This is a genomic window from Kocuria sp. HSID16901, from assembly GCF_003989425.1.
Classification (GTDB): domain Bacteria; phylum Actinomycetota; class Actinomycetes; order Actinomycetales; family Micrococcaceae; genus Rothia; species Rothia massiliensis.
The window spans coordinates 347792-369119 of the sequence record NZ_RBLM01000002.1; the positions used below are offsets into that span (position 1 = coordinate 347792).

Annotated in this window: 19 protein-coding genes; 9 read left to right on the top strand and 10 right to left on the bottom strand. The window is 58.9% G+C overall.

Translation table 11 applies throughout. The features are described 5' to 3' along the window. Positions 1-106: 106 nt before the first annotated feature. Together tal and tkt are read right to left on the bottom strand one after the other, a co-directional pair. Positions 107-1207 (bottom strand): transaldolase, encoded by a 1101-nt coding sequence (tal, locus tag D8M21_RS03790; RefSeq protein ID WP_048678243.1) that lies wholly within the window; start codon positions 1205-1207, stop codon positions 107-109. A gap of 84 nt (positions 1208-1291) precedes the next feature. Next, positions 1292-3409: a transketolase gene (tkt, locus tag D8M21_RS03795; RefSeq protein WP_048678245.1), complete on the bottom strand. Its 2118-nt coding sequence runs from the start codon at positions 3407-3409 to the stop codon at positions 1292-1294. Between the two features lie 379 nt (positions 3410-3788). Between tkt and D8M21_RS03800 the strand changes: the two genes are divergently transcribed. After that, positions 3789-4721, top strand: a complete 933-nt coding sequence (locus tag D8M21_RS03800) for a heme o synthase (RefSeq protein WP_048678628.1) — start codon at positions 3789-3791, stop codon at positions 4719-4721. A 94-nt stretch (positions 4722-4815) separates the two neighbouring features. On the opposite strand, the gene D8M21_RS03805 is transcribed toward D8M21_RS03800, so the two are convergent. The 3 genes from D8M21_RS03805 to D8M21_RS03815 all read right to left on the bottom strand — a co-directional run bounded on the left by D8M21_RS03805 (position 4816) and on the right by D8M21_RS03815 (position 7749). Continuing rightward, positions 4816-5829: a COX15/CtaA family protein gene (locus D8M21_RS03805; protein WP_053089913.1), complete on the bottom strand. Its 1014-nt coding sequence runs from the start codon at positions 5827-5829 to the stop codon at positions 4816-4818. A gap of 88 nt (positions 5830-5917) precedes the next feature. Continuing rightward, complete coding sequence (locus tag D8M21_RS03810; protein WP_321174082.1) at positions 5918-6733, bottom strand: ABC transporter permease; 816 nt, start codon at positions 6731-6733, stop codon at positions 5918-5920. Then, positions 6730-7749 (bottom strand): ABC transporter ATP-binding protein, encoded by a 1020-nt coding sequence (locus D8M21_RS03815; RefSeq protein WP_048678248.1) that lies wholly within the window; start codon positions 7747-7749, stop codon positions 6730-6732. The genes D8M21_RS03810 and D8M21_RS03815 overlap by 4 nt, the downstream gene beginning before the upstream one ends. 116 nt (positions 7750-7865) lie before the next feature. Between D8M21_RS03815 and D8M21_RS03820 the strand changes: the two genes are divergently transcribed. From D8M21_RS03820 to D8M21_RS03840, 5 genes are read left to right on the top strand one after another with little or no spacing between them, the layout of a single operon-like run. After that, positions 7866-8666, top strand: a complete 801-nt coding sequence (locus D8M21_RS03820; protein ID WP_126855662.1) for a helix-turn-helix transcriptional regulator — start codon at positions 7866-7868, stop codon at positions 8664-8666. Continuing rightward, complete coding sequence (gene sufB, locus D8M21_RS03825; RefSeq protein ID WP_048678252.1) at positions 8663-10120, top strand: Fe-S cluster assembly protein SufB; 1458 nt, start codon at positions 8663-8665, stop codon at positions 10118-10120. Before D8M21_RS03820 ends, sufB begins: the two co-directional genes overlap by 4 nt. A gap of 3 nt (positions 10121-10123) precedes the next feature. Further along, positions 10124-11440: a Fe-S cluster assembly protein SufD gene (gene sufD / locus D8M21_RS03830; RefSeq protein ID WP_126855663.1), complete on the top strand. Its 1317-nt coding sequence runs from the start codon at positions 10124-10126 to the stop codon at positions 11438-11440. Between the two features lie 45 nt (positions 11441-11485). Further along, a complete protein-coding gene (gene sufC, locus D8M21_RS03835) occupies positions 11486-12250 on the top strand; it encodes a Fe-S cluster assembly ATPase SufC (RefSeq protein WP_048678257.1) in 765 nt (254 codons plus the stop codon). After that, positions 12247-12588, top strand: coding sequence for a metal-sulfur cluster assembly factor (locus D8M21_RS03840; protein ID WP_048678259.1), 342 nt, complete (start codon positions 12247-12249; stop codon positions 12586-12588). The genes sufC and D8M21_RS03840 overlap by 4 nt, the downstream gene beginning before the upstream one ends. Positions 12589-12665: 77 nt before the next feature. On the opposite strand, the gene D8M21_RS03845 is transcribed toward D8M21_RS03840, so the two are convergent. Beyond that, positions 12666-14660 (bottom strand): PhoX family protein, encoded by a 1995-nt coding sequence (locus D8M21_RS03845; protein ID WP_238651014.1) that lies wholly within the window; start codon positions 14658-14660, stop codon positions 12666-12668. Between the two features lie 397 nt (positions 14661-15057). Here D8M21_RS03845 and abc-f point away from each other — a divergent pair, with 397 nt between their 5' ends. Beyond that, the gene (gene abc-f, locus D8M21_RS03850) at positions 15058-16656 is read left to right on the top strand and encodes a ribosomal protection-like ABC-F family protein (protein WP_048678263.1); all 1599 of its coding nucleotides are present in this window, start codon (positions 15058-15060) and stop codon (positions 16654-16656) included. A gap of 59 nt (positions 16657-16715) precedes the next feature. Here abc-f and D8M21_RS03855 read toward each other — a convergent pair whose 3' ends face one another. The 3 genes from D8M21_RS03855 to D8M21_RS03865 all read right to left on the bottom strand — a co-directional run bounded on the left by D8M21_RS03855 (position 16716) and on the right by D8M21_RS03865 (position 18500). Beyond that, on the bottom strand, positions 16716-17687 hold the full coding sequence (locus D8M21_RS03855) for an SURF1 family cytochrome oxidase biogenesis protein (protein WP_048678264.1): 972 nt from the start codon (positions 17685-17687) through the stop codon (positions 16716-16718). Between the two features lie 35 nt (positions 17688-17722). Further along, positions 17723-17956, bottom strand: coding sequence for a hypothetical protein (locus tag D8M21_RS03860; protein WP_048678265.1), 234 nt, complete (start codon positions 17954-17956; stop codon positions 17723-17725). A gap of 70 nt (positions 17957-18026) precedes the next feature. After that, on the bottom strand, positions 18027-18500 hold the full coding sequence (locus D8M21_RS03865; RefSeq protein WP_053089914.1) for a DUF3099 domain-containing protein: 474 nt from the start codon (positions 18498-18500) through the stop codon (positions 18027-18029). Between the two features lie 211 nt (positions 18501-18711). Here D8M21_RS03865 and D8M21_RS03870 point away from each other — a divergent pair, with 211 nt between their 5' ends. Both D8M21_RS03870 and D8M21_RS03875 read left to right on the top strand, forming a co-directional pair. Next, entirely contained in the window at positions 18712-19458 is a 747-nt protein-coding gene (locus tag D8M21_RS03870; protein WP_048678636.1) for a beta-ketoacyl-ACP reductase, read from the top strand. 97 nt (positions 19459-19555) lie between these two features. Continuing rightward, positions 19556-20299 carry an SDR family oxidoreductase gene (locus D8M21_RS03875; RefSeq protein ID WP_048678266.1) on the top strand — a complete coding sequence of 248 codons (744 nt, stop codon included), beginning with the start codon at positions 19556-19558 and terminating at the stop codon, positions 20297-20299. A gap of 70 nt (positions 20300-20369) precedes the next feature. Here D8M21_RS03875 and serB read toward each other — a convergent pair whose 3' ends face one another. Continuing rightward, a complete protein-coding gene (gene serB / locus D8M21_RS03880; RefSeq protein WP_053089915.1) occupies positions 20370-21317 on the bottom strand; it encodes a phosphoserine phosphatase SerB in 948 nt (315 codons plus the stop codon). Positions 21318-21328 lie beyond the last annotated feature (11 nt).

The window sequence follows — 21328 nt, forward strand, 5'->3', positions numbered from 1 at the left end:
CCAAATCCTTTAATTAAGAAATATCTTCTCGGTGAAAACTCACCAGATGGTCAAACCGCGCGTGACGGGCCGCTATTCCACGGCCGCCACGCGCGATGACTTCGTTTTACTTGCGGAGGGCGGAGGAAACAGTGTCCAAGAGTTCCTTCCAGGAGTCTTCGAACTTCTGAATCCCTTCTTCCTCGAGTTTGGCTACGACATCGTTGTACGAGATGCCGATCTTCTCGAGTGCGTTAATCTCCGCCTCGGACTGGTCGTACGTGCCCTTGACGGAATCGCCAGTGATCTCCGCGTGGTCAGCGGTGGCCTCGAGCGTCTTCTCTGGCATGGTGTTCACGGTGTTTTCCACGCACAAACCAGTGACGTACATGGTGTCCGGGTACGACGGATCCTTGGTGCCTGTGGAGGCCCACAACGGCCGTTGTGCAGCGGCACCGGCTTCAGCCAATCGGTTCCACCGCTCGGTGGCGAAGGCTTCTTCGTAGACTTGATACGCGAGACGGGCATTGGCCAGCCCGGCCTTGCCCTTCAGCTGCTGGGCTTCGTCGGTTCCGATCTTGTCCAGCTGACCATCGACCTCCGAATCCACTCGCGAAACGAAGAAGGACGCGACGGAGTGAATCTTGCTCAGGTCATGTCCGTTTTCGAGGGCATTTTCCATACCGGTCATGAACGCGTTGATCACGGCGCGGTACCTTTCGAGCGAGAAGATCAGCGTCACGTTGACGCTGATTCCCTGGCCGAGTGTCTCAGCGATGGGCTCGAGACCAGCCTCTGTTGCGGGAATCTTGATCATGACGTTGTCTCGGCCCACAGTCTCGTGGAGGCGGCGTGCCATCTCGATGGTTTCTTCGGCCTTGTGAGCAAGACGCGGGTCAACTTCGATCGAAACGCGTCCGTCAACGCCCTGTGTCGATTCGTAGATCGGTGCGAAGACATCGCAGGCATCGCGGACGTCGTCCGTGGTCACTGTGAACACGGACTCCTCGACGTCGGCGCCGGCTTCAGAAAGTTCCTTCATTTGAGCGTCGTAGGCGTCACCCTTGGACAGAGCCTGAGCAAAAATGGTCGGGTTGGTCGTCACGCCGACGACGTTGCGGTCCCGAATCAGCTCGTCCAGGTTGCCGGACGTCAGACGCTCCCGGGAGAGGTCGTCGAGCCAAATGGAAACGCCGGCGTCGGAAAGTTTTTGGGTGTGGGTAGTCATCTGTAGTACTCCTCTTGGCGATGAAGTTATTCGAAAACTGAGTGGGCCGGGAGGCTCACATGATCGCCGCCCGGCCCGTCGGTCCTATGCCTTCGAGGCGTGGATCGACTCGAGGGCCGATTCCACAATGGCCTCCGGCGTGATACCGAATTCCTTGTACAAGGTTTTGTAGTCGGCTGATGCTCCGAAATGATCCAGGGAAACCGCGCGTCCTGCTGATCCCAAGATGTCGTTCCACGACATCGCGCTTCCGGCTTCCACGGATACTCGGGCCGCTACACCGGCCGGAATGACCGATTCACGGTAGGCGGCGTCTTGACGGTCGAACCATTCGCGGCACGGCATTGAGACCACGCGGGCGGCCACGTCCTGTTCGGCAAGGAGCTTGCGCGCCGTCAGCGCCAACTCCACCTCCGAGCCGGTAGCGATCAACACGACGTCCGGAGTGGAATCGGTGTCTGCGAGAACGTATCCGCCGCGTGCAGTGCCTTCTGCCGAACCGAATTTCTCCCCTTCGGCTTCGGGGTGGAGATCCACACGGGCCAGAGTCGGGAGCCCTTGCCGGGTCAAGGCGAGACCCGCTGGACGTTCCTTCTGCTCCAAAATGGTGCGCCAAGCGACTGCGGTTTCGTTGGCATCGCCCGGACGGACGACGTCGAGGTTCGGGATGGCGCGCAAGGACGAAAGCTGCTCGACCGGCTGGTGTGTAGGTCCATCTTCTCCAAGACCGATGGAATCGTGAGTCCACACGTAGATCGAGGGGACGCCCATCAGCGCCGAGAGCCGGATCGCGGGCCTCTGGTAGTCGCTAAAGATGAGGAACGTGCCGCTGAAAGCTCGCGTCGGCGAGGAAAGCACGATTCCGTTGACGATAGCTGCCGCAGCATGCTCGCGAATTCCGAAGTGAAGGACACGCCCGTAAGGATTGGCCGTGAACTTCTTGGTCGAGCGCGAGGAGGGGTTGAAAGAATCTGCGGATTCAATCGTGGTGTTGTTGGAACCAGCGAGATCAGCAGAACCGCCCCAGAGCTCAGGGAAGGTCTCGGCAATGGCATTAATGACTTTGCCGCTTGCCGCGCGGGTCGCCAATGATTCGCCTGCTTCGAACACGGGGAATGAAGACTTGTAGTCCTGGGGGAGGGCACCCTCAGAAAGACGACGGTACAGCTTCGCCGATTCAGGGTTGTCTTCCTGCCACTGCCTAAAGCTCTTTTCCCAGTCCTGGCGTTCCTTCTGTGCACGAGTCTTCACTTCACGTGCGTGAGCCAGAACGTCGTCGCTGACTTCGAAGGTCTTCTCCGGATCGAATCCGAGGACTTCCTTGACGGCCTTGACTTCGTCGCCACCCAGCGCTGAACCATGAATGGCACCCGTATTCTGCTTGGTGGGTGCCGGCCAACCGATAATGGTCTTCAACGCGATCAGGGTCGGCTTATCAGTGACCTTTTGAGCTTCACGAATCTGTTCGTAAAGCTCTTCGACATTTTCTTCGTAATGATCTCCGCCATGAGTCCAATCCACGGTGCGGACATCCCAACCGTAGGCTTCATAGCGTTTGGTGACATCCTCCGTGAAGGCGACGTCGGTGTCGTCTTCGATCGAAATTTGGTTCTGGTCGTAGAACACGATCAGGTTCCCGAGTTGCTGATGACCAGCCAATGACGACGCCTCAGAGGTCACGCCCTCTTGCAAGTCGCCATCGGATGCAATCGTGTAAATCATGTGGTCGAAGGGGCTCTTACCCTCGGGAGCCTCCGGATCGAAGAGGCCCCTCATGCGACGCTGGGCGTATGCAAAGCCCACGGAGGAAGCCAATCCTTGCCCTAAGGGACCGGTAGTGATCTCAACGCCCCGAGTGTGCTTGTACTCCGGGTGCCCCGGAGTCAATGAACCCCACGTGCGGAGCGACTTGAGATCGTCCAGTTCGAGACCGTAGCCGGAGAGATAGAGCTGGATGTACAACGTCAAAGAGGAGTGACCAGGGGAGAGGATGAACCGGTCACGGCCCGCCCAACGGTCATCCGAAGGATCATGCCGCATGACGCGCTGCTGGAGCAGGTAGGCAAGAGGAGCGAGACTCATCGCCGTACCGGGGTGGCCATTTCCGACCTTTTCGACCGCGTCCGCAGCCAAAACGCGTACGGTGTCCACCGCACGACGATCCTGGTCGGTCCATTCGAGCTTGTCATTGAGGTTAGGCACGAAATTGCCCCTTTCTCCGCTGATATGTGCGGGCCCCGGACCGGGGTGACCGAGATCAGAATCCCGCAATTTCTCCCTCCAACAGTATGCCAATACGGTCCAGACGGGCAGGGGAGTGAGCCGACAGCGGACGCACCATTTCACGATGCGGCGATGAGACGGAAATATCACGTGTCAGCTGGGGAGTGCTGCCCAATTCGTTATATGATGGAGGTTGTTTTTCCCTCCCACCCCGGTCGATATCTGAAGATGGCAAGCGGGTCTATTCCGTAGGGTGAAAACGTCAATCACGAAGGGTCGATGAGTGAAGCGCCAAAGTATCAGCGAGACACCACCTTCCGCGCACACCGTCCACGACGGCGCGGGGAAGGGATCCACGATGCCAAGCCCCCACAGCGCGGCGTCGGGGTCCAAGGTGGGGTTGCGGCGAAAGCTCAAGGGATTTTTCCTTCTCACCAAGCCGCAAGTGATTGAGCTCCTTCTCGTCACCACTGCACCCACCATGATTTTTGCGGCCGGTGAAATCCCGAATCTTTGGCTGATCCTCAACACCATGCTCGGCGGCGCGATGGCCGCCGGTGGTGCCGGAGCATTTAATTGCTATATCGATCGCGAAGCCGACCGGCTCATGAAGCGCACGGAAAAGCGACCTTTGGTGACGGGTGAAGTTACTGACCGCGAGGGACTCGTCTTCGCTTGGATACTGTCCATCGTTGCTGTGGCCTATCTGACGATGTTCGTTAACCCGCTGTCGGGAGTTCTTGGCCTCGCTGCGATTCTGCTGTACGTGGTTTTTTACTCGCTCATTCTGAAGCGCCGAACTGCTCAGAACATTGTTTGGGGCGGCATCGCGGGGTGTATGCCCGTATTCATCGGGTGGGCCGCAGTTGAAAACCGGCTCAGCTTTTCAGCCGTGGTTCTCTTCGTCCTGATCTTCTTGTGGACTCCGCCTCATTACTGGCCTTTGTCGATGAAATACGCGGAGGATTACCAGCGTGCAGGCATTCCCATGCTGGGGGCAATCGCGTCCGCAAAGGCCGTCTCGGTTCAGGTTGTTCTGTACGCTTGGGCGACGGTCATCTGTTCCCTCATGCTCATACCCGTCGGTGGTGCCGGTTGGGTCTATGGTCTGACGGCGTTGATTGCAGGTGCCTGGTTCATCTGGAAATGCCACCATCTGCATCAATTGGCCTTGGCTGAGGAAGCCACGTCTCGAACCGCTATGGTGGTTTTCCACGCATCGATTACGTATCTGACCGTCGTATTTGTCGCTTTGGCTATCGATCCATTTGTCGGAGGGTCAGTCTTGTAGGCCAGGCTGCCTCACACCGAATATTTCGAGGAAAGAAAACCCCCACTCATCCCTGGGATGAGTGGGGGTTTTGGCGTGGTGACGATGGTATTCGTCAGACGATTCCGTTGGCCTCCGCGATATCCACGCGGCTTTCTGCCAGCTGCCGCAAGGCCGGGGTGCCCAGGACCACCATGCGCTCGAAGAGGAACGTGACCGTCGCTATCAGTAGACCTGCGCCCACGAGATGAAGCCAGACGAGAGAGCTAGGAGACCCGGTGAAATATTGGGTGTAGCCGATGGCTCCTTGAAATAGCATCACAACGAAGATTGCCACGATGTTTTTGGAAACGGCTGGTGCCCACAGCCTCTTCTTCGCGAGGATGAAGGTCACGACCAAGAGAATCATCAGAGCCCAGACCGGTACCGAGTGGAAGCGAGTCACCGTCTCTGGGTTGAAGGCGTGACGGGCGGATGAGGCGTCCCCGGAATGAGGGCCGGTTCCCGTGACCAACGTGCCCATGTACACGACCACGGTGGATAGAACGGCAATCACGAATCCGAGCGCGCGCTGCACATTATCCGGTCCGGGTGTATCCGACAGTCGTTCACTCTCAATGACCGATCGCAAGGAATAACGGCGGGCCCTCGCATAGAAAATTGAGGCCATGGCGATCATGATTCCGGAGAGCATGAAATGCACTCCCACCATCCAGGGATTCAATCTCACCAACACGGAGAATCCGCCGACGATGGCCTGCACGATGACGCCCACGCCCAATGCCAGCGAGATATAGAACAGATCGGTGTACCGGCCGCGAAGACGCCATACTGCGATGAACGTCGCGAGGGCCACAATTCCGACGGCGCCGGTCAGCGTACGGTTTCCGAATTCGATGAAACCGTGGATGCCCATAGCCGGGACGTTCGTCCACGTCTCATCGGTGCACCGTGGCCACGTAGGGCACCCCAAACCGGAACCGGTCAAACGAACGAGACCGCCGGTAATGACGAGCAAGAGGTTCACCAGAACCGAGGCGAGCCCCAGACGCCGAACCCACGCCGTGACATTGAAAGGGATCAGACGATCCACCCATGAAGGCGAAGTTGCCGGAGCGGGCGTGGACATTCTCAGTACCTCAATAATCTGACGACGACGCTAAACTCCTTCTATTATCCGCTGATCAAGTCGTCAGAAGCGAACTGATCGGTCGTGGTCATGACCACTTGAACCATCGCTTGGCGGCGTAGCCTGCGACCACGATCCAACAGATTAGGACCACATGGGGCCACCAGGCGACCTGGTGGGAAACGAAATCGGCGCGGAGGGCGTCGCCCAAGGCACCAGAGGGAAGCAACGCGACAACCCACCTGAGAAAGCCTGGTGCATGCTGCGAGGGGAGGAGGGAGCCGCCAACAGCCGCCAAAACGACCCACAGCGTATTCACCAAAGCCAACGTGGCTTCGGCTCGAACCGTACCCGCCACCAACATGCCAACTGCAGTAAATGCCGCGGCCCCCAAAATAAGGGTTGGAATGGAGAGCAATATCCCGGTCAAGGGTGGTTGCCAGCCGAGAATGACGCCGACGATCGCCATAACCACGTATTGCACAATAACGATGGTGAGTACGGCAACTCCCTTGCCGGCGATGAGGCCACCCCGACCCAAGGGAGTGGTGGACATAAATCGCAAGACGCCGTAGCGGCGATCAAAGCCTGTGGCGATTCCTTGACCAGACAACGCGGTCGACATGGCACAGAGAGCGAGCACTCCCGGCAAGGCAAGATCTACACGGCCCACGCCCTTCGATGCAGCCGTCGAATCCAGGAATCCCGTGAAAGACAATGCAAGGAGTGCCATCAGCGGGAACAAGATCAGCAACATCAGTTGCTCACCGTTCTTCAACATGGCCAACGTTTCGAACCGACCTTGCTGGAGGACGCGTTTGCTCGCCGATGCAGGTCGTCGTTCGGCCACCGTGGGTTCCGTCATGAGGTCTCCGTGGCGTTCTTCATTCGTGGGGGTACTCACCGAACATCGCTCCCAGACACTTCGAGAAACAGGTCTTCGAGGCTCTTCGAGGTGAGCTCGAAGTTGAGGGGCAATTCGCCAGAACGTTCCCAAGACTTTGTCAGATAAACGAGGTGTTCAGGACGAATGGGCCCCGACAACTCATAGGTGCCGTGCTGGGTCTCGCGTAGTTCGAGACCTTGGGAAAGAGACTCGGGGAAGAGGTTCGTGAGGCTCAATCCGGATTGAGAGACCGTGAACCTCGCCCTTTGACCGCTATATTCGGGCGACAGCAACTCGTGGACTCGGCCTTCGACGACGTTCTGTCCGGCGTCGACAATGTAGACATAGTCGGCTAGACGTTGTGCATCGTCCATGAGGTGAGTCGTCAAGACGATGCAGGTTCCTTCATCCCGCAGCTCGCGGATCAGGTCGAAAACGACCTTGCGAGACTGGGGATCGAGCCCTGCCGACGGCTCGTCGAGAAAAAGAACCTCGGGTCCGCCAACGAGAGCAGCGGCCATAGCAACCCGCTGCTTCTGACCTCCCGAAAGACGCCGCACGGGAGTTCCGTCAAATCCGTTGATCCCTAATCTTTCGATCAGCGCTTCAAGGTCTGCCGGGGTCTCGTACATCGAAGCCACGTGCTTGAGGAGCGGAATGGGCCGGATGGCCTGCGGAAGACCGCCGTCCTGCAGCATAATGCCGACTCTGGCACGCAATTCGGGACCTGCACCCCAGGGATCCGTTCCGAGCAATCTCACGAAACCGGAAGTTGGGCGCATCAGGCCTTGAGCACAAGACAGCGTTGTGGACTTACCCGCACCATTGGCACCCAAGACGGCCGTAATCTCACCACGTCGAGCTTGGAGTGTGATGCCGTTGACGGCCTTAACCCGCGTGGGCGCCCCCTCGGTACGGGATTCCCTGCGTGGTCGCCGCGCGGCGGGAAAATCTTTGTACAAGTCTTGGACGACCACAGCTGCGTCGCGTGTCGTCGCCTCACCCGGGCGCTTCTCATCTCCTAAAACTGGCACCGTCCCAGTCTACGGCGAGCTTCCGCCCTCCTCAGCATTGAGACGGTGTGGTGTATGACAGGCGGCAAGGTGCGCCTTACTGGATAGGTCGGAATAAATTAGGACATACTTTAGTTATGTATTCGATGAAGCACGCTACCCAGACCAAGGGTGCCTCGCCGCAGGGAGGTGCCGAGACCGAAGAACGGACCCGGGACCGGGTCCTGCAAGGCGTGCTTGCTCATGGCCCGGTGTCCGCTGCGGATTTGGGTCGCGTTCTGGGTCTCACTCCCGCCGCTATTCGGCGGCACCTTGAGGCCCTCGAAAAGGAACAGTTCATCGAGGTCACGGTGGTGCGCAAGCGCGGCGGCGGTGCAGGCCGACCTGCCCGGAGGTACGTCATCGCACCCCAGGGGCATGCTGAACTGGGCAATGACTACCTGGGCATTGCGATTGAGTCGCTCCACACCATCAAGGAATCTCTCGGAGAAGAAGCACTTCGTGAATTCGCCCAAAAACTCTTCGAGGAGATGGAGCGTCGCTACCGGCCAATCGTCGAAGCTGCGGGATCCGATATTAACGACCGAGCCAAGGCGCTCGGTGACGCCATGACTCGTGACGGGTTCGTCGCCAGCACCTCCGTTTTGGCGATGGGCGAAGCCGCGCGAACTGTCGAACTACCCGAGCACCTCCTCTCGAGCATCCAGCTCTGCCAAGGTCACTGCCCAGTCCGTGATCTGGCCCAAGAATTTCCCGAGTTCTGTGATGAAGAGACTCGGATCATCGCCTCCCTCTTGGGAGTCGATGTCCGACGCCTTTCGACCATGGCCGGGGGAGCCCATGTATGTACAACACACATCCCCTTGGCTCGCGGGACACAGCAAGCCACGACCCCGTCACAGGGGAAAGCGACACACAGCAAGGAAGGGTCTCCATGACTGAACAAGCTGAGCGAACAGCCGACGGCAACGTCATTTCCGACGTTCTGGAACGAAACCCCGAGCTCGAAGGAATCGGCACCTACCAATACGGGTGGTACGACTCCGACGACGCCGGACAGTCCGCAAAGCGCGGATTGAACGAGGACGTTGTCCGAGACATCTCCGCCAAGAAGAATGAGCCTGAGTGGATGTTGAATCTCCGGCTCAAGGCCTTGAAGTTCTTCGATCGGAAGCCGATGCCGACGTGGGGAGCCGATCTGAACGAGATCGACTTCGACAACATCAAGTACTTCGTGCGTTCGACCGAGCGTCAGGCGGAGTCGTGGGAAGAACTGCCAGAGGATATCCGGAATACCTACGAGAAGTTGGGTATTCCCGAGGCCGAACGCAACCGCTTGGTGGCCGGTGTGGCCGCCCAGTATGAATCAGAGGTGGTTTACCACCAGATCCGTGAAGACCTCGAGCGCCAAGGCGTCATCTTCATGGATACTGATACGGCACTCAAGGAACACCCCGAGTTCTTCGAAGAATACTTCGGCACCGTCATTCCGGTGGGAGACAACAAATTTGCTGCCCTCAACACGGCGGTTTGGTCCGGCGGATCCTTCGTCTATGTTCCCCCGGGAGTTCACGTAGAGATTCCGCTGCAGGCCTACTTCCGTATCAATACGGAAAATATGGGTCAGTTTGAGCGTACGCTGATTATCGCGGACGAGGATTCCTACGTTCACTACATCGAGGGTTGCACCGCTCCGATCTATAAGTCGGACTCATTGCATTCGGCCGTCGTCGAAATCGTGTGCAAGAAGAACGCTCGCGTTCGCTACACCACGATCCAGAACTGGTCGAATAACGTGTACAACCTCGTGACCAAGCGCGCCATTGCTCACGAGGGAGCAACCATGGAGTGGATCGACGGAAACATCGGCTCCAAGGTCACCCAGAAGTACCCCGCCGTTTACATGGTGGGGGAGCACGCGAAGGGTGAGACTCTCTCCATCGCTTTCGCCGGCGAGGGCCAGCACCAAGACACCGGGTCGAAGATGGTTCACATCGCCCCGAACACCTCCAGCTCGATTGTTTCGAAGTCGGTGGCGCGTTCTGGTGGTCGTGCTGCCTACCGCGGGTTGGTTCAGGTGCGTGAAGGCGCCAAACATTCCAAGAACAACGTGGTGTGTGACGCCTTGCTGGTCGACACCATCTCGCGTTCGGATACATATCCGTACATCGACATTCGCGAAGACGAAGTGACGCTGGGCCACGAAGCCACGGTTTCGCGGGTCTCCGAGGAACAGTTGTTCTACTTGCAGCAGCGAGGGCTCCCCGAGGACGAGGCCATGGCGATGATCGTCCGCGGCTTCGTCGAGCCCATCGCGCGCGAGCTCCCCATGGAATATGCACTCGAGCTCAATCGTCTTATCGAACTCCAGATGGAAGGATCCGTAGGCTAAAACATGACTGATCAGATCAAACAGGATCAGACCGAGACTTCCGAAAAGGTCGACGGCGTTCACACCGGTGAAGCCCGCCCAGCGATTCCCGGTATGGATCAGGAAGGCGAAAAGCTTTCGCCCGAGCTGTCCACCGACGACACGCTTCGTGCTCGCAAGTCGGATAATGCAGGTCAAACTGACTCGCAGGTCATGCATTCACGTGCGGAACGGCCCTGGAGCTTCGACGTCGCCGACTTTGCGCTTCCGAATGGCCGTGAAGAGGAATGGCGTTTCACTCCCATCAAGAAGATCGCTTCCCTATTTGAGGATGCGGCCACGGACGTCGTCGACGGGAAGCCGGCATTCAGCGTCTCCTTCGACGGCCCGGAATCCTGGCTTGCCGGGACTTTGAACAAGGGCGAGGCACCTCGAGACACCGTGTTGCGACCCGCGGATCGCGCAGCGGTGGTCGGATCTGCCAACGCTCCCGAGGCCATGCACGTTCTTGTCCCGGAAAACGAGGAACGTCAGGAACCCGTGACGGTTCGGGTAGAGGGGCACGACGCCTCGGCACGCTCGAATAACCACGTCGTGATCGAGGCAGGTGCCAACTCCCACAGCACCGTAGTGCTTGAACACACCGGTTCGAGCCGCCATAACGGAAACGTGGAGATCATCGTTCGACAGGGCGCGAGCCTGACCGTCGTCTCCCTGCAAAGGTGGAACGACGACGCCTTGCATGTGGGCCAGCATGATGCCGAGGTCGGTAAGGATGCGCACTACAAGCACATCAATGTGACGCTGGGTGGCAGCATCGTCCGTCTGAACTCAAATGTGCGGTTCTCCGCTGAAGGCGGCAACGCGCAACTGTTCGGCCTCTACTTCGCGGATTCGGGTCAGCATTTGGAACACCGTTCCTTCGTGGACCACAACGCTCCCCGGAATACCTCCAACGTGTTGTATAAGGGAACCCTTCAAGGCGAGGATGCCCACACGGTTTGGGTGGGCGACGTCCTCATTCAGAAGGCTGCAGAAGGCACCGACAGCTACGAGAAAAACCAGAACTTGGTGCTGACGGACGGTGCCCGCGCGGATTCCGTGCCCAACCTGGAGATCGAAACCGGCATCATCGAGGGCGCCGGCCACGCTTCCACGACCGGCCAGCTCGATGGGGAACACCTGTGGTACCTCATGGCCCGCGGCATCCCCGAAAAGCAGGCTCGTCGCCTTGTGGTCCGCGGCTTCTTGTACGAAATCATCCAGCAGATCCGTGTTCCGGAACTCGAGGACTCCCTGATGGGCGCCCTCGAAGATGAACTGGCGATCAGCGACAACTAATGCCGGCAGGCATCCCCGAACTTCATACACTTCAGAGGAGTATTCATGTCCACTCTTGAGATCAAGGATCTGCACGTCTCGGTCATCCTCGATGACGAAAACACCAAGCCGATCCTCAAAGGCGTCAACCTGACCATTAAGTCCGGCGAAGTTCACGCCATTATGGGACCGAACGGTTCCGGTAAGTCGACCCTTGCGTCCACTATCGCCGGTCACCCGAAGTACACGATCGATTCCGGCGAAATCCTCCTGGACGGCGAAGACGTCTCCGAGATGTCCGTTGACGAGCGCGCCCGTGCGGGACTGTTCTTGGCCATGCAGTACCCCGTAGAGATTCCCGGTGTGACCATGTCCAACTTCCTCCGCTCGGCCAAGACCGCCGTCGACGGCGAAGCACCGGCTCTGCGAACCTGGACCAAGGACGTCAAGGCGGCCATGAACGAGCTGAAGATCGATCCGGACTTCGTCTCGCGTAACGTCAACGAAGGATTTTCCGGTGGCGAGAAGAAGCGCCACGAGATCCTCCAGCTCGAATTGCTCAAGCCTAAATTCGGCATTCTCGATGAGACCGACTCCGGGCTCGACATCGACGCCCTTCAGGTGGTTTCCGAAGGCGTCAATAGGGCACACGATGCCAACGACATGGGCGTCATGCTCATCACCCACTACACACGCATTTTGCGCTACATCAAGCCCGACTTCGTCCACGTGTTCGTTGACGGCCACGTTGCGGACCAGGGCGGACCCGAGTTGGCCGAGCGCCTCGAGAATGAGGGCTACGTCGGCTACCTTGAGGGGGCCGGAGCATGAGCGAAGCAACGACAGAGAAGCCTGACGGGCGCCCGTCGGACCAAGAGATCGAGGACGCCCTGGCTAACGTCATCGATCCCGAGCTCGGGGTCAACATCGTCGACCTGGGCTTGCTGTATGGCACTCGCTGGGACGACAACGGTGCGTTGATCATGGATATGACGCTGACTACCGCTGCCTGCCCTTTGCAGGACGTCATCGAAGAACAGGTCACGCAGAACCTTGAGCCTGTGGTGGACGAATGGCATGTCAACTGGGTGTGGATGCCGCCGTGGGGTCCCGAGCGGATTACCGAAGAGGGGCGCGATCAGATGCGCGCTCTCGGATTCAATATCTAACGCCGCCACAGCGCAGATGATGAGGCCGGGCCGCTCCCTTGTGGAGCGGCCCGGCCTTTTCTCTTCACCTGCGGCGACTAGGACCCAATAGGTCCATTGCCCTTTTTCCAGGCCACGACCGCAGCGGGTCGGGCCAGAGACTTACCGCCGTCGGGCCAGTGGGACGTTGTGGACTCAACCGTGGCCTCGTCGTCTTCACCAGGGTGCTGAACGTTAACCAGGACCCGGCGCTCCTCGACGATCGGACCGCACGTTTCCGCATCCTTCGGAACTGTCAGGAACTGTTTGGTCAGGCCACGGGTATCACCTTCGAGAGACACGGCAAACAGACCATCATTGGACTTCAACGCATTGCCGTCTGTGGAGATCCAAAGATTTCCGTGCGGATCGAACGCCACGTTATCCGGGCAGGAGATGGGGGAGACGCTGTTCTTGTCGAACCCTCCGAAATACGTTTCCGCCGCTTGAGGATCACCGCATACGAGCAGAAGGTTCCAGGTGAAGGACTCGCCGGTATGATCATCGTCCATTTCCAGAACCAGGCCGTTCTTATTCTCCTTGATTGGCGCGTATTCGGCCGTTGGTGCGTCATTCTTTCCCGGACGATTGGCCCCTCGGTAATCGTTATTGGTGAGCGCGGCATAGACCTTTCCGGTCTTCGGGTTCGGCTCCACGTCCTCGGGCCTGTCCATTTTGGTGGCCCCGGCCTTGTCAGCAGCGAACCGCGTGAAGATCAGAACTTCCTCGCCGGTCATGCCGTTAATGTGGGACGTTACGCTTCCGTCGGAATTGCTGGTGGCCAGCCGATGCCAGGTACCTTCACCGTCATAGGCGCCATCCTTCGGAAGCTTTCCTTCCGTGAAATCATCGGAATTTCCCTGGAATGACGCCACGTACAAGGTGCCTTCATCCAGAGCCTTCATGTTGGCCGCTATCGCTTCGGGGGTTGACCCTTCAGTGATGCGACGCGACGACACGAATTTGTAGATGTATTCGAACCGTGCGTCGTCCCCCGAATAGGCGACGATCTGGCCGTCGTCGGTCACGTGAATGGTGGCGCCTTCGTGCTTAAAGCGTCCCATGGCGGTGTGCTTGACGGGAGTCGACGAGGCATCCCACGGGTTAATCTCCACGACGTAATTGAAACGGTGAGCCTCGTTCGGCTCCTTGCGGAGGTCGAAACGATCGTCGTACTTCTCCCAGTGACGGACCGTCTCGGAGTCCTTCATTCCATAACGGTCATTGCGCTTTTTGGCGTCCTTTCCCGTGGCTTCCGCGCCCCCGGCAAAGTACTGATCGACGTTCTCCTCGCCGGAAAGCACCGTGCCCCACGGCGTCAATCCTCCGGCACAGTTTCCGAGAGTCCCGAGAACCCGCGTGCCCGACGGATCCGCCTTCGTCTTCAGGAGTTCCTTTCCGGCGGCCGGCCCAGTGAGTGTGAACTCAGTGGTGCCAGTGATCCGACGGTTGTACTTGCCCATGACGGGCTTGAGGCTACCGTCCTGGTCGTTTCCTTCAACTTCGAGGACCGTGAGGCCGTGTGAGGCCCATTCGATCTTGACGTCATTCTCCGAAGGATTGTCGGCGTCGTACCCCGGGAACATTTGCTGAGGGGTCGTGTATTCGTGGTTGCACACAAACAAGAGTCTCTTGTCGCTACCCTCGATCGGCAGCAAGGCGGCGAAGTCCGGGTTGAACCCGAATTGTTGAGCCGCTGCCTCTGGGGTCTGCTGATTCAGGTCCCACTGGGGTGCCCCGGGAACCACAGGATCGCCCCAGCGAATCAGCACCTTATTGTCATATCCATGGGGGACGACGACGGCGTCTTGTGTATTCGGAGCCACGACGTCGAAACGCATGCCGTCGGGAATATCCCCGGACGAAGCTCCGTCAGAAGAACCTGACGGGGCGCCTACGGAATCCGCCGAAGCTTCAGAGGTAGCACAGCCGGCCGTGACGGCGGCGCCGCCCACGGTCATCGCCGCAGCCCCTGCCCCCTTGAGGAGCCGACGCCGGTCGAATACCCGTCGGGCGACATCGCGGAAATACTCGTTATCAGAAGTATTGGACACGGGCTTTGCGCAAGCGTCACCGCATTTGTAGACGCACGTACGATGCGATCGGCTCGAGGTGAAGTTGAGCAACGGAAGTAGTTTTCGCCCCTGTGGAGCCACGGTTCCTCCTGGAAGTGGTGTGGTTGATGCAAATTTGTGGCAAAAGGCCACACCCGTAACCTAGGGATGCGGTGTTACTCGCGACGAGACCTCGACTAAACACCACATCAACCCCAGGTAAACCCGAAATTATTCGGCATGCCAGGTCCCTGAGAAATGCTGCTGTGATCGTCGTCCTTGCATAGAGTCGTAAAATGGAAAGGATGCCGTCATGGCGTCTGTGACGTCCCAGTTCTCTGGGGCAATTATCAATAAATGACGCACCCCGATCCGCCCGGAAGGTCGATGTCCACCCTTGATTACAGTTTCGAATCTCGAATTGCGTGCTGGCGCTCGTCTACTGATGGACGAGGTCAATTTCCGAGTTAACAAGGGGGATAAGGTCGGTCTCGTCGGTCGTAATGGCGCGGGTAAAACGACGATGACGAAGGTCTTGGCCGGCCAGGCGCTTCCCGCTGGTGGAGAAGTCACCCATTCGGGTTCCATCGGCTATCTGCCGCAAGACCCAAAGGTCGACGATATGGAGCAGACCGCACGGGATCGGATTTTTTCCGCTCGTGGGTTGGCCGGCGTCATGGGTCGCATGCACCAGGCTCAGCAAGACATGGCTTCTGAAGATCCCCAGGTTCAGGCAAAGGGCATGCGGTCCTACGACCGCTTGGAAGCCGAGTTCATTTCGGGTGGCGGTTACGCCGCGGAATCAGAAGCCGCAACGATCACTCACAACCTCGACCTTCCCGAGAGATTACTATCGCAACCGCTGCGAACCCTGTCTGGCGGTCAGCGTCGCCGTGTGGAACTTGCTCGGATTTTGTTCTCGGACGCCGACACCATGTTGCTCGACGAGCCCACTAACCACCTCGACGCGGACTCCGTTGCGTGGCTGCGCGAATTCTTGCGTGGGTACCAGGGCGGCCTGTTGGTGATCAGCCACGACGTCGAACTCATGGAACTTGTGGTCAACAAGGTGCTCTATCTCGATGCGATCCGGTGTGTGGTCGATGTCTACAACATGGATTGGAAGCATTACCTCCAACAGCGTGAGCAGGACGAACATCGACGCAAACGCGAGCGCGCGAATGCCGAAAAAAAGGCCGGCGCACTCATGGAGCAGGCAAATAAAATGCGTGCCAAGGCGACTAAGGCAGTAGCAGCCCAGCAGATGATTAAGCGCGCCGAACGGCTCATGCGCGAGGTTGAGCCGGAGCAAGCGAAGGATAAGGTCGCCGCGATCCGTTTCCCCGCGCCGTCTCCCTGTGGCAAGACGCCGCTCCGAGCCAGTGGGCTTTCCAAGTCCTACGGTTCCCTCGAGATCTTTACCGACGTGGACTTGGCCATCGACCGAGGTTCCCGCGTCGTGGTTTTGGGCCTTAACGGTGCCGGTAAGACCACCTTGCTGCGAATGCTCTCGGGAGTTTCGGAACCGGATTCCGGTCAGCTCGAACCGGGCCATGGGCTGAAACTCGGCTACTTCGCTCAGGAGCACGACACCCTAGACCCGGAGCGGTCAGTTCTGGAAAATATGCGCACAGCGGCTCCGGACCTGCAAGACACGCAGGTTCGCACCATTTTGGGTTCGTTCCTCTTCCAGGGGGACGACGTCAGCAAGCCCGCGGGCGTCCTGTCCGGCGGCGAAAAGACCCGCCTCGCCTTGGCCACGTTGGTCGCATCTAGCGCCAACGTTCTTCTGCTGGACGAGCCCACCAACAACCTTGACCCTGCAAGCCGTGAAGAAATTCTGAACGCCTTGAAGACGTATGAGGGCGCGATCGTGATGGTCTCGCACGATGAAGGGGCCGTTGAGGCGCTCGATCCCGAGCGGGTTCTGATGCTTCCGGACGGCATCGAGGATCACTGGAACAAGGAATACCAGGACCTGATCACGCTGGCTTAGGAACCGGCCGCGTCGGAGAGGTACGTTCGTCATCGGACGTACCGCTCCGACGGCGATTCTTAGCGTGGTCGACGCGCCGTCCCAAAAGCATCCACCTCGGCGTCCTCGATCTCTTCGGCGCTGGGGCGTTTGCGTTTCTTCGGTGGTTTCGGCCTCACGATGGCCTTCATATGTGACGGCATGTCGTCGATCATTTCCATTTGCCGCAAGACAATCGATTCGTCAATGTCGCCGATATACGTGCCATCGGCGTCGTAAAAACGCCCATAATATTGTTCGAGTTCTTCGGCCAATTGAGCGTCGAGGCGGTCATTTCGCACCTTTTGCCGGGCGCACCAGGCATAAGCGACGAAGACCAAGACGGAAAAGGCGTACCACTGCATCGAGTATGAGAGGTTTGGTCCCGCGTCTTGTTCCGGTTCGCTGAGCTGAGAGGGCGACGACGCCGGCGCCGGGTCTTCCGAAGCTAAAATCCCGTACCCGGACTCGGCCACGGGATAGCCCAGGTTCTGGCCGAGGCGTTTCACGTCAACGGAAGCGATCTGTCCTGGCGGCGCGCTCTTTCCGGTATCCGCTTCGGAGGCCTGCAGACGCGCCACCACCGTGACATTTCCCTCGGGAGGCGGCGGAACGGCTGAAGCCGGCTTAGCGTTCGAGTCTCCGGCAGGTACCCAGCCGCGGTCGATCACCACGGTGGTGCCAGACGTCGTCGTGAAGGGGACGAGGACCTCGAAACCGATGCTGCCGTCGTGCGGCCGGTTTCGAACCAGAATTTGGTCCTTCGGATGATAGGAGCCCCTCATGGAGATCGGGGTCCACTGTTTGTCTTGCTGATAATCCTGAAAGTAATGACCGGCCTCAGAGAAAGGTTCGGGGGAGGCGTCATAATTCTGGCTGATGCGACTATTCCTGTAGTCCAAGGCCTCCTTGCGGTCCATCTGCCAGCCGGCCAGATAGACGCAAAGCAATGAGAACAGAACGCACAGACCGAACGCTCCGATCCATTTGCCGGACAACAAGAACTTGTACACGCACTACCTTTTCGTGGACCTATGTAGGGGGAGTTTCATCCTCGCGGACCGATGTCGATGGTCTCCTTGAGGAATCCTCGCGCGCCGAGGAATTCTTCTAAAAAGACTCGATGTTCCGGACACGCCAGCCATACTTTACGCCTGTCGGGTGTGTGAATCGACGGATTATTCCACTCGAGACGGAAGGTAGCCTCGGCAGAGCAACCACGCCGGGAACAGGTCGGGATGTCGACGCTCTCGGGGGTTCCCAAGAGTTCCTGAAGATTCATGCGTACCGCCTTCCTCGTGGTTACGGTCCTCGGCCTCAACACCGTCGGATGGAAGCCAATGGATGGCTCGCTAGTACTGGTGCCCAGTCCGGTATTCCCCGTCGATGACGTCGTCCGACGGGGGAGAGCTCGGCGCTTCGTCAGGAGAACCATGGCTGATGTCGTCACCGTTCTGCTCGCCATCATCCGGATTTTGATGTCCCCGCGATTCCTCGGCCGAATAGGTTTGCCCAGGAATGAGCTCTCGTGGCTGCCGACCGGGATCGTAAGAAACATCACGAACTTCCGCTCGATCATTACCGTTGGCCAAGACCACCGCGACCCACGGCAAAACGACGACGCCTACGACGGCCACCCAGCGAATCCACCCATCGAACGCGACTGCCACGATCAGACACACGATGCGAAGTCCCATCTGCAAGGCGTATCGCTTCATGCGATGGTCGATGCCTTCGCTATGGGGCGCCTGGGCACCGGTGATGGTGTGAACGTCCTGAGGCTCATCGTGAGCGTCGGACTTTTCTCGATGATCGCGAGGTGACAACGCCGGTCCCTCCTCCCGGAATCGTGATGTTGAGGACCGCATAAAGAATCATTGTCTCACTTTGGAGCACGGTTCGGGCGCCGAAGTTGGTCTTTGGTGGCCGATTGCGTCAATATCCACACGGACACGGGTCATGGCTCGGATAGGATGAAGGATTGAATACCGCATCAGGAGTCCGGTCCTCGAGGCCGGTTGAAGCCGAAAGGTGACCATGGCAGCAGAACCGACGTCTACCGATACTTCCCAGGACTTTCAGCCCCGGACCGTTCTCGTCACCGGAGGCAACCGCGGCATCGGCCGTTCGATCGCCGAAGCCTATAGGGCTCAGGGGCACAACGTCTGCGTGACGTATCGTTCCGGGGAAGCACCAGAAGGTTTCTTCGCCGTTCGTGCGGACGTGACCGATTCCGAATCCGTGGATCGTGCGTTCAAAGAGATCCAGTCCGAGTTCGGCCCTGTCGAGATCTTGGTGGCGAACGCCGGAATGACCAAAGACACGCTGCTGCTGCGCATGAAGGAGCAGGACTTCACGGAGGTCGTCGACACCAATCTGACCGGAGCTTTCCGGGTGGTGCAGCGCGCGGCCAAGGGCTTTATGCGCAAGAAATTTGGTCGCGTAGTCCTCATTTCCTCCGTCGTTGGCCTGTACGGATCCCCGGGCCAGATCAACTATTCTGCGTCGAAGGCTGGCCTTGTGGGTATCGCACGCTCCCTCACTCGCGAGCTGGGAGCCCGAAACGTCACGGCAAACGTCGTCGCTCCCGGATTCATCGATACCGATATGACGGATGTTCTTCCCGAGGAGACTCAGGCAAAGTACCTGGACACCATTCCGGCCCACCGTTTCGGTACGCCTGAGGACGTCGCACGCGTGGTTCGGTGGCTGACCAGTGACGAGGCGGCGTATATCAGCGGCGCCGTCATCCCCGTCGACGGCGGCCTCGGAATGGGCCACTAAATTCACCGATTTTTGGCCGCTGGTTTCAGCCAGCGACCGTTGAAAACATCAATATCGCGTCCTCGGTAGCCTCCGAGGACGCCGTAGAAAGGACAGCATGGGCGCTCTGGACAATAAATCCGTAATCGTGACCGGTTCCTCGCGAGGGGTTGGCGCTGACACCGCCAAGATTCTCGCCTCCGAAGGAGCGGGCGTCGTGATCAATTACCGCCAGAAGGCTCCCCGGGCCAATAAAGTCGTCCAGGCCATTGAGGAAGCTGGCGGCCGCGCCGTCGCCGTGGGAGCTGACATCACCAACCACGACGACGTCCAGCAGCTGGTCGACGCCGCCGTATCGAATTTCGGCGGACTCGACGTCTTGGTGCTGAACGCCTCAGGTGGAATGGAAACTGACTTGGGCGAGGACTACGCCCTTCGCCTCAACCGCGACGCTCAGTTGGATTTGTTGCGGACCGCAGCGGCCTCCATGAAGGAAGGCTCACGCGTTGTCTTTGTGACGTCGCACCAGGCTCACTTCATTCACGACGTAGAGACCATGCCCGAGTACGAGGCTGTGGCCAAGTCAAAGAGGGCCGGCGAGGACGCCCTCATCGCTGAGATTCCCGCATTGAAGGAGAAGGGGATCTCGTTGGTCGTTGTTTCTGGCGACATGATTGAGGGCACTGTTACGGCAACGCTTCTCAATCGGGCCCGCCCGGGAACGCTCGAAGAGCGTCGCAATGAGGCAGGCAAGCTCTACTCCGTTGAAGAGTTCGCGCAAGAGGTCGCCGCTATGGTCACGGCCGACGTCGAAACCGGCCACGTGGAACTCGTGGGCGGAGCGAAGGGCTTCCTCAACTAAAGCTCGGGACACAGCTGGGGCGTGGCACCATCATCACGGTGCCACGCCCCAGTTCCATATCCGGAGGCCGCTACATACCGATGAGATGCCGCACGGCGTCGAGCCGTGGGAAGTTGATCTGCGCGTCCGCGACCTGTCGCAGAACCGGCTTGGCGTTGTAGGCCACCCCGAGCCCGGCACGATCCAACATCATCGCGTCGTTGGCGCCATCTCCGACCGCCACGACGTTCGAGGGCTTCACACCGAACTTTTTGGCCCATTCCTTAACGGAATCCTGTTTGACCTGACCGTCAACGATGGTTCCACGGACTTCGCCGGTCAAACGATCGTCCTTGATCGTCACGTCATTCGCCCTGGCACATTCGATGTCTAGCTGACGAATCACTGGCTTCAAGATAGTGATGAATCCACCGGATACGACGCACACCGGGTTGTCCGAAACGTGGAAGGCGTTAACCAATTGGAGTGCTCCAGGGTTCAACACGAGGGAACGCGAGACACGATGCATGACGGCTTGGTGTTGCCCGGAAAGAGTTGCAACTCGTCTCCTGAAGGACTCTGAGAAGTCCATGTCCCCGCGCATCGCCTGCTCCGTCACTTGGGCAACTTCGTGACGCACCCCGGCCACGGCGGCTAGTTCATCGATCACCTCTCCGTCGAGGAGCGTCGAGTCCGCGTCCATGACAAGCATGCGCCGATCAGCCGTAAGGATCGCTGGGTCGACGACGTTGAGGTCGTACCCCTCGAGCCCGCGGCTCAGCGGATCGGGGCGCAAGGTGCCACGCAATTCCGCGAGATCATGAGGCCAGCGAACATCCAAGGTGACAACGCTGTACTGGGGACCGCCACGTTGTGCGGCTCGCCGCCCATCAGCCCGGACTTCCGGCAAGGCTGGCACGGAGTAGTCAATGCCATTCAGGATCTGGGCACCGGCATCCTCAACGTAGCGATACAGGTCTCGATGCCGATCAGCGGGGGCGCCCACCCTCAGGGCAACGATTCGCAGGTTTTTGCTCATATTTCCCATCC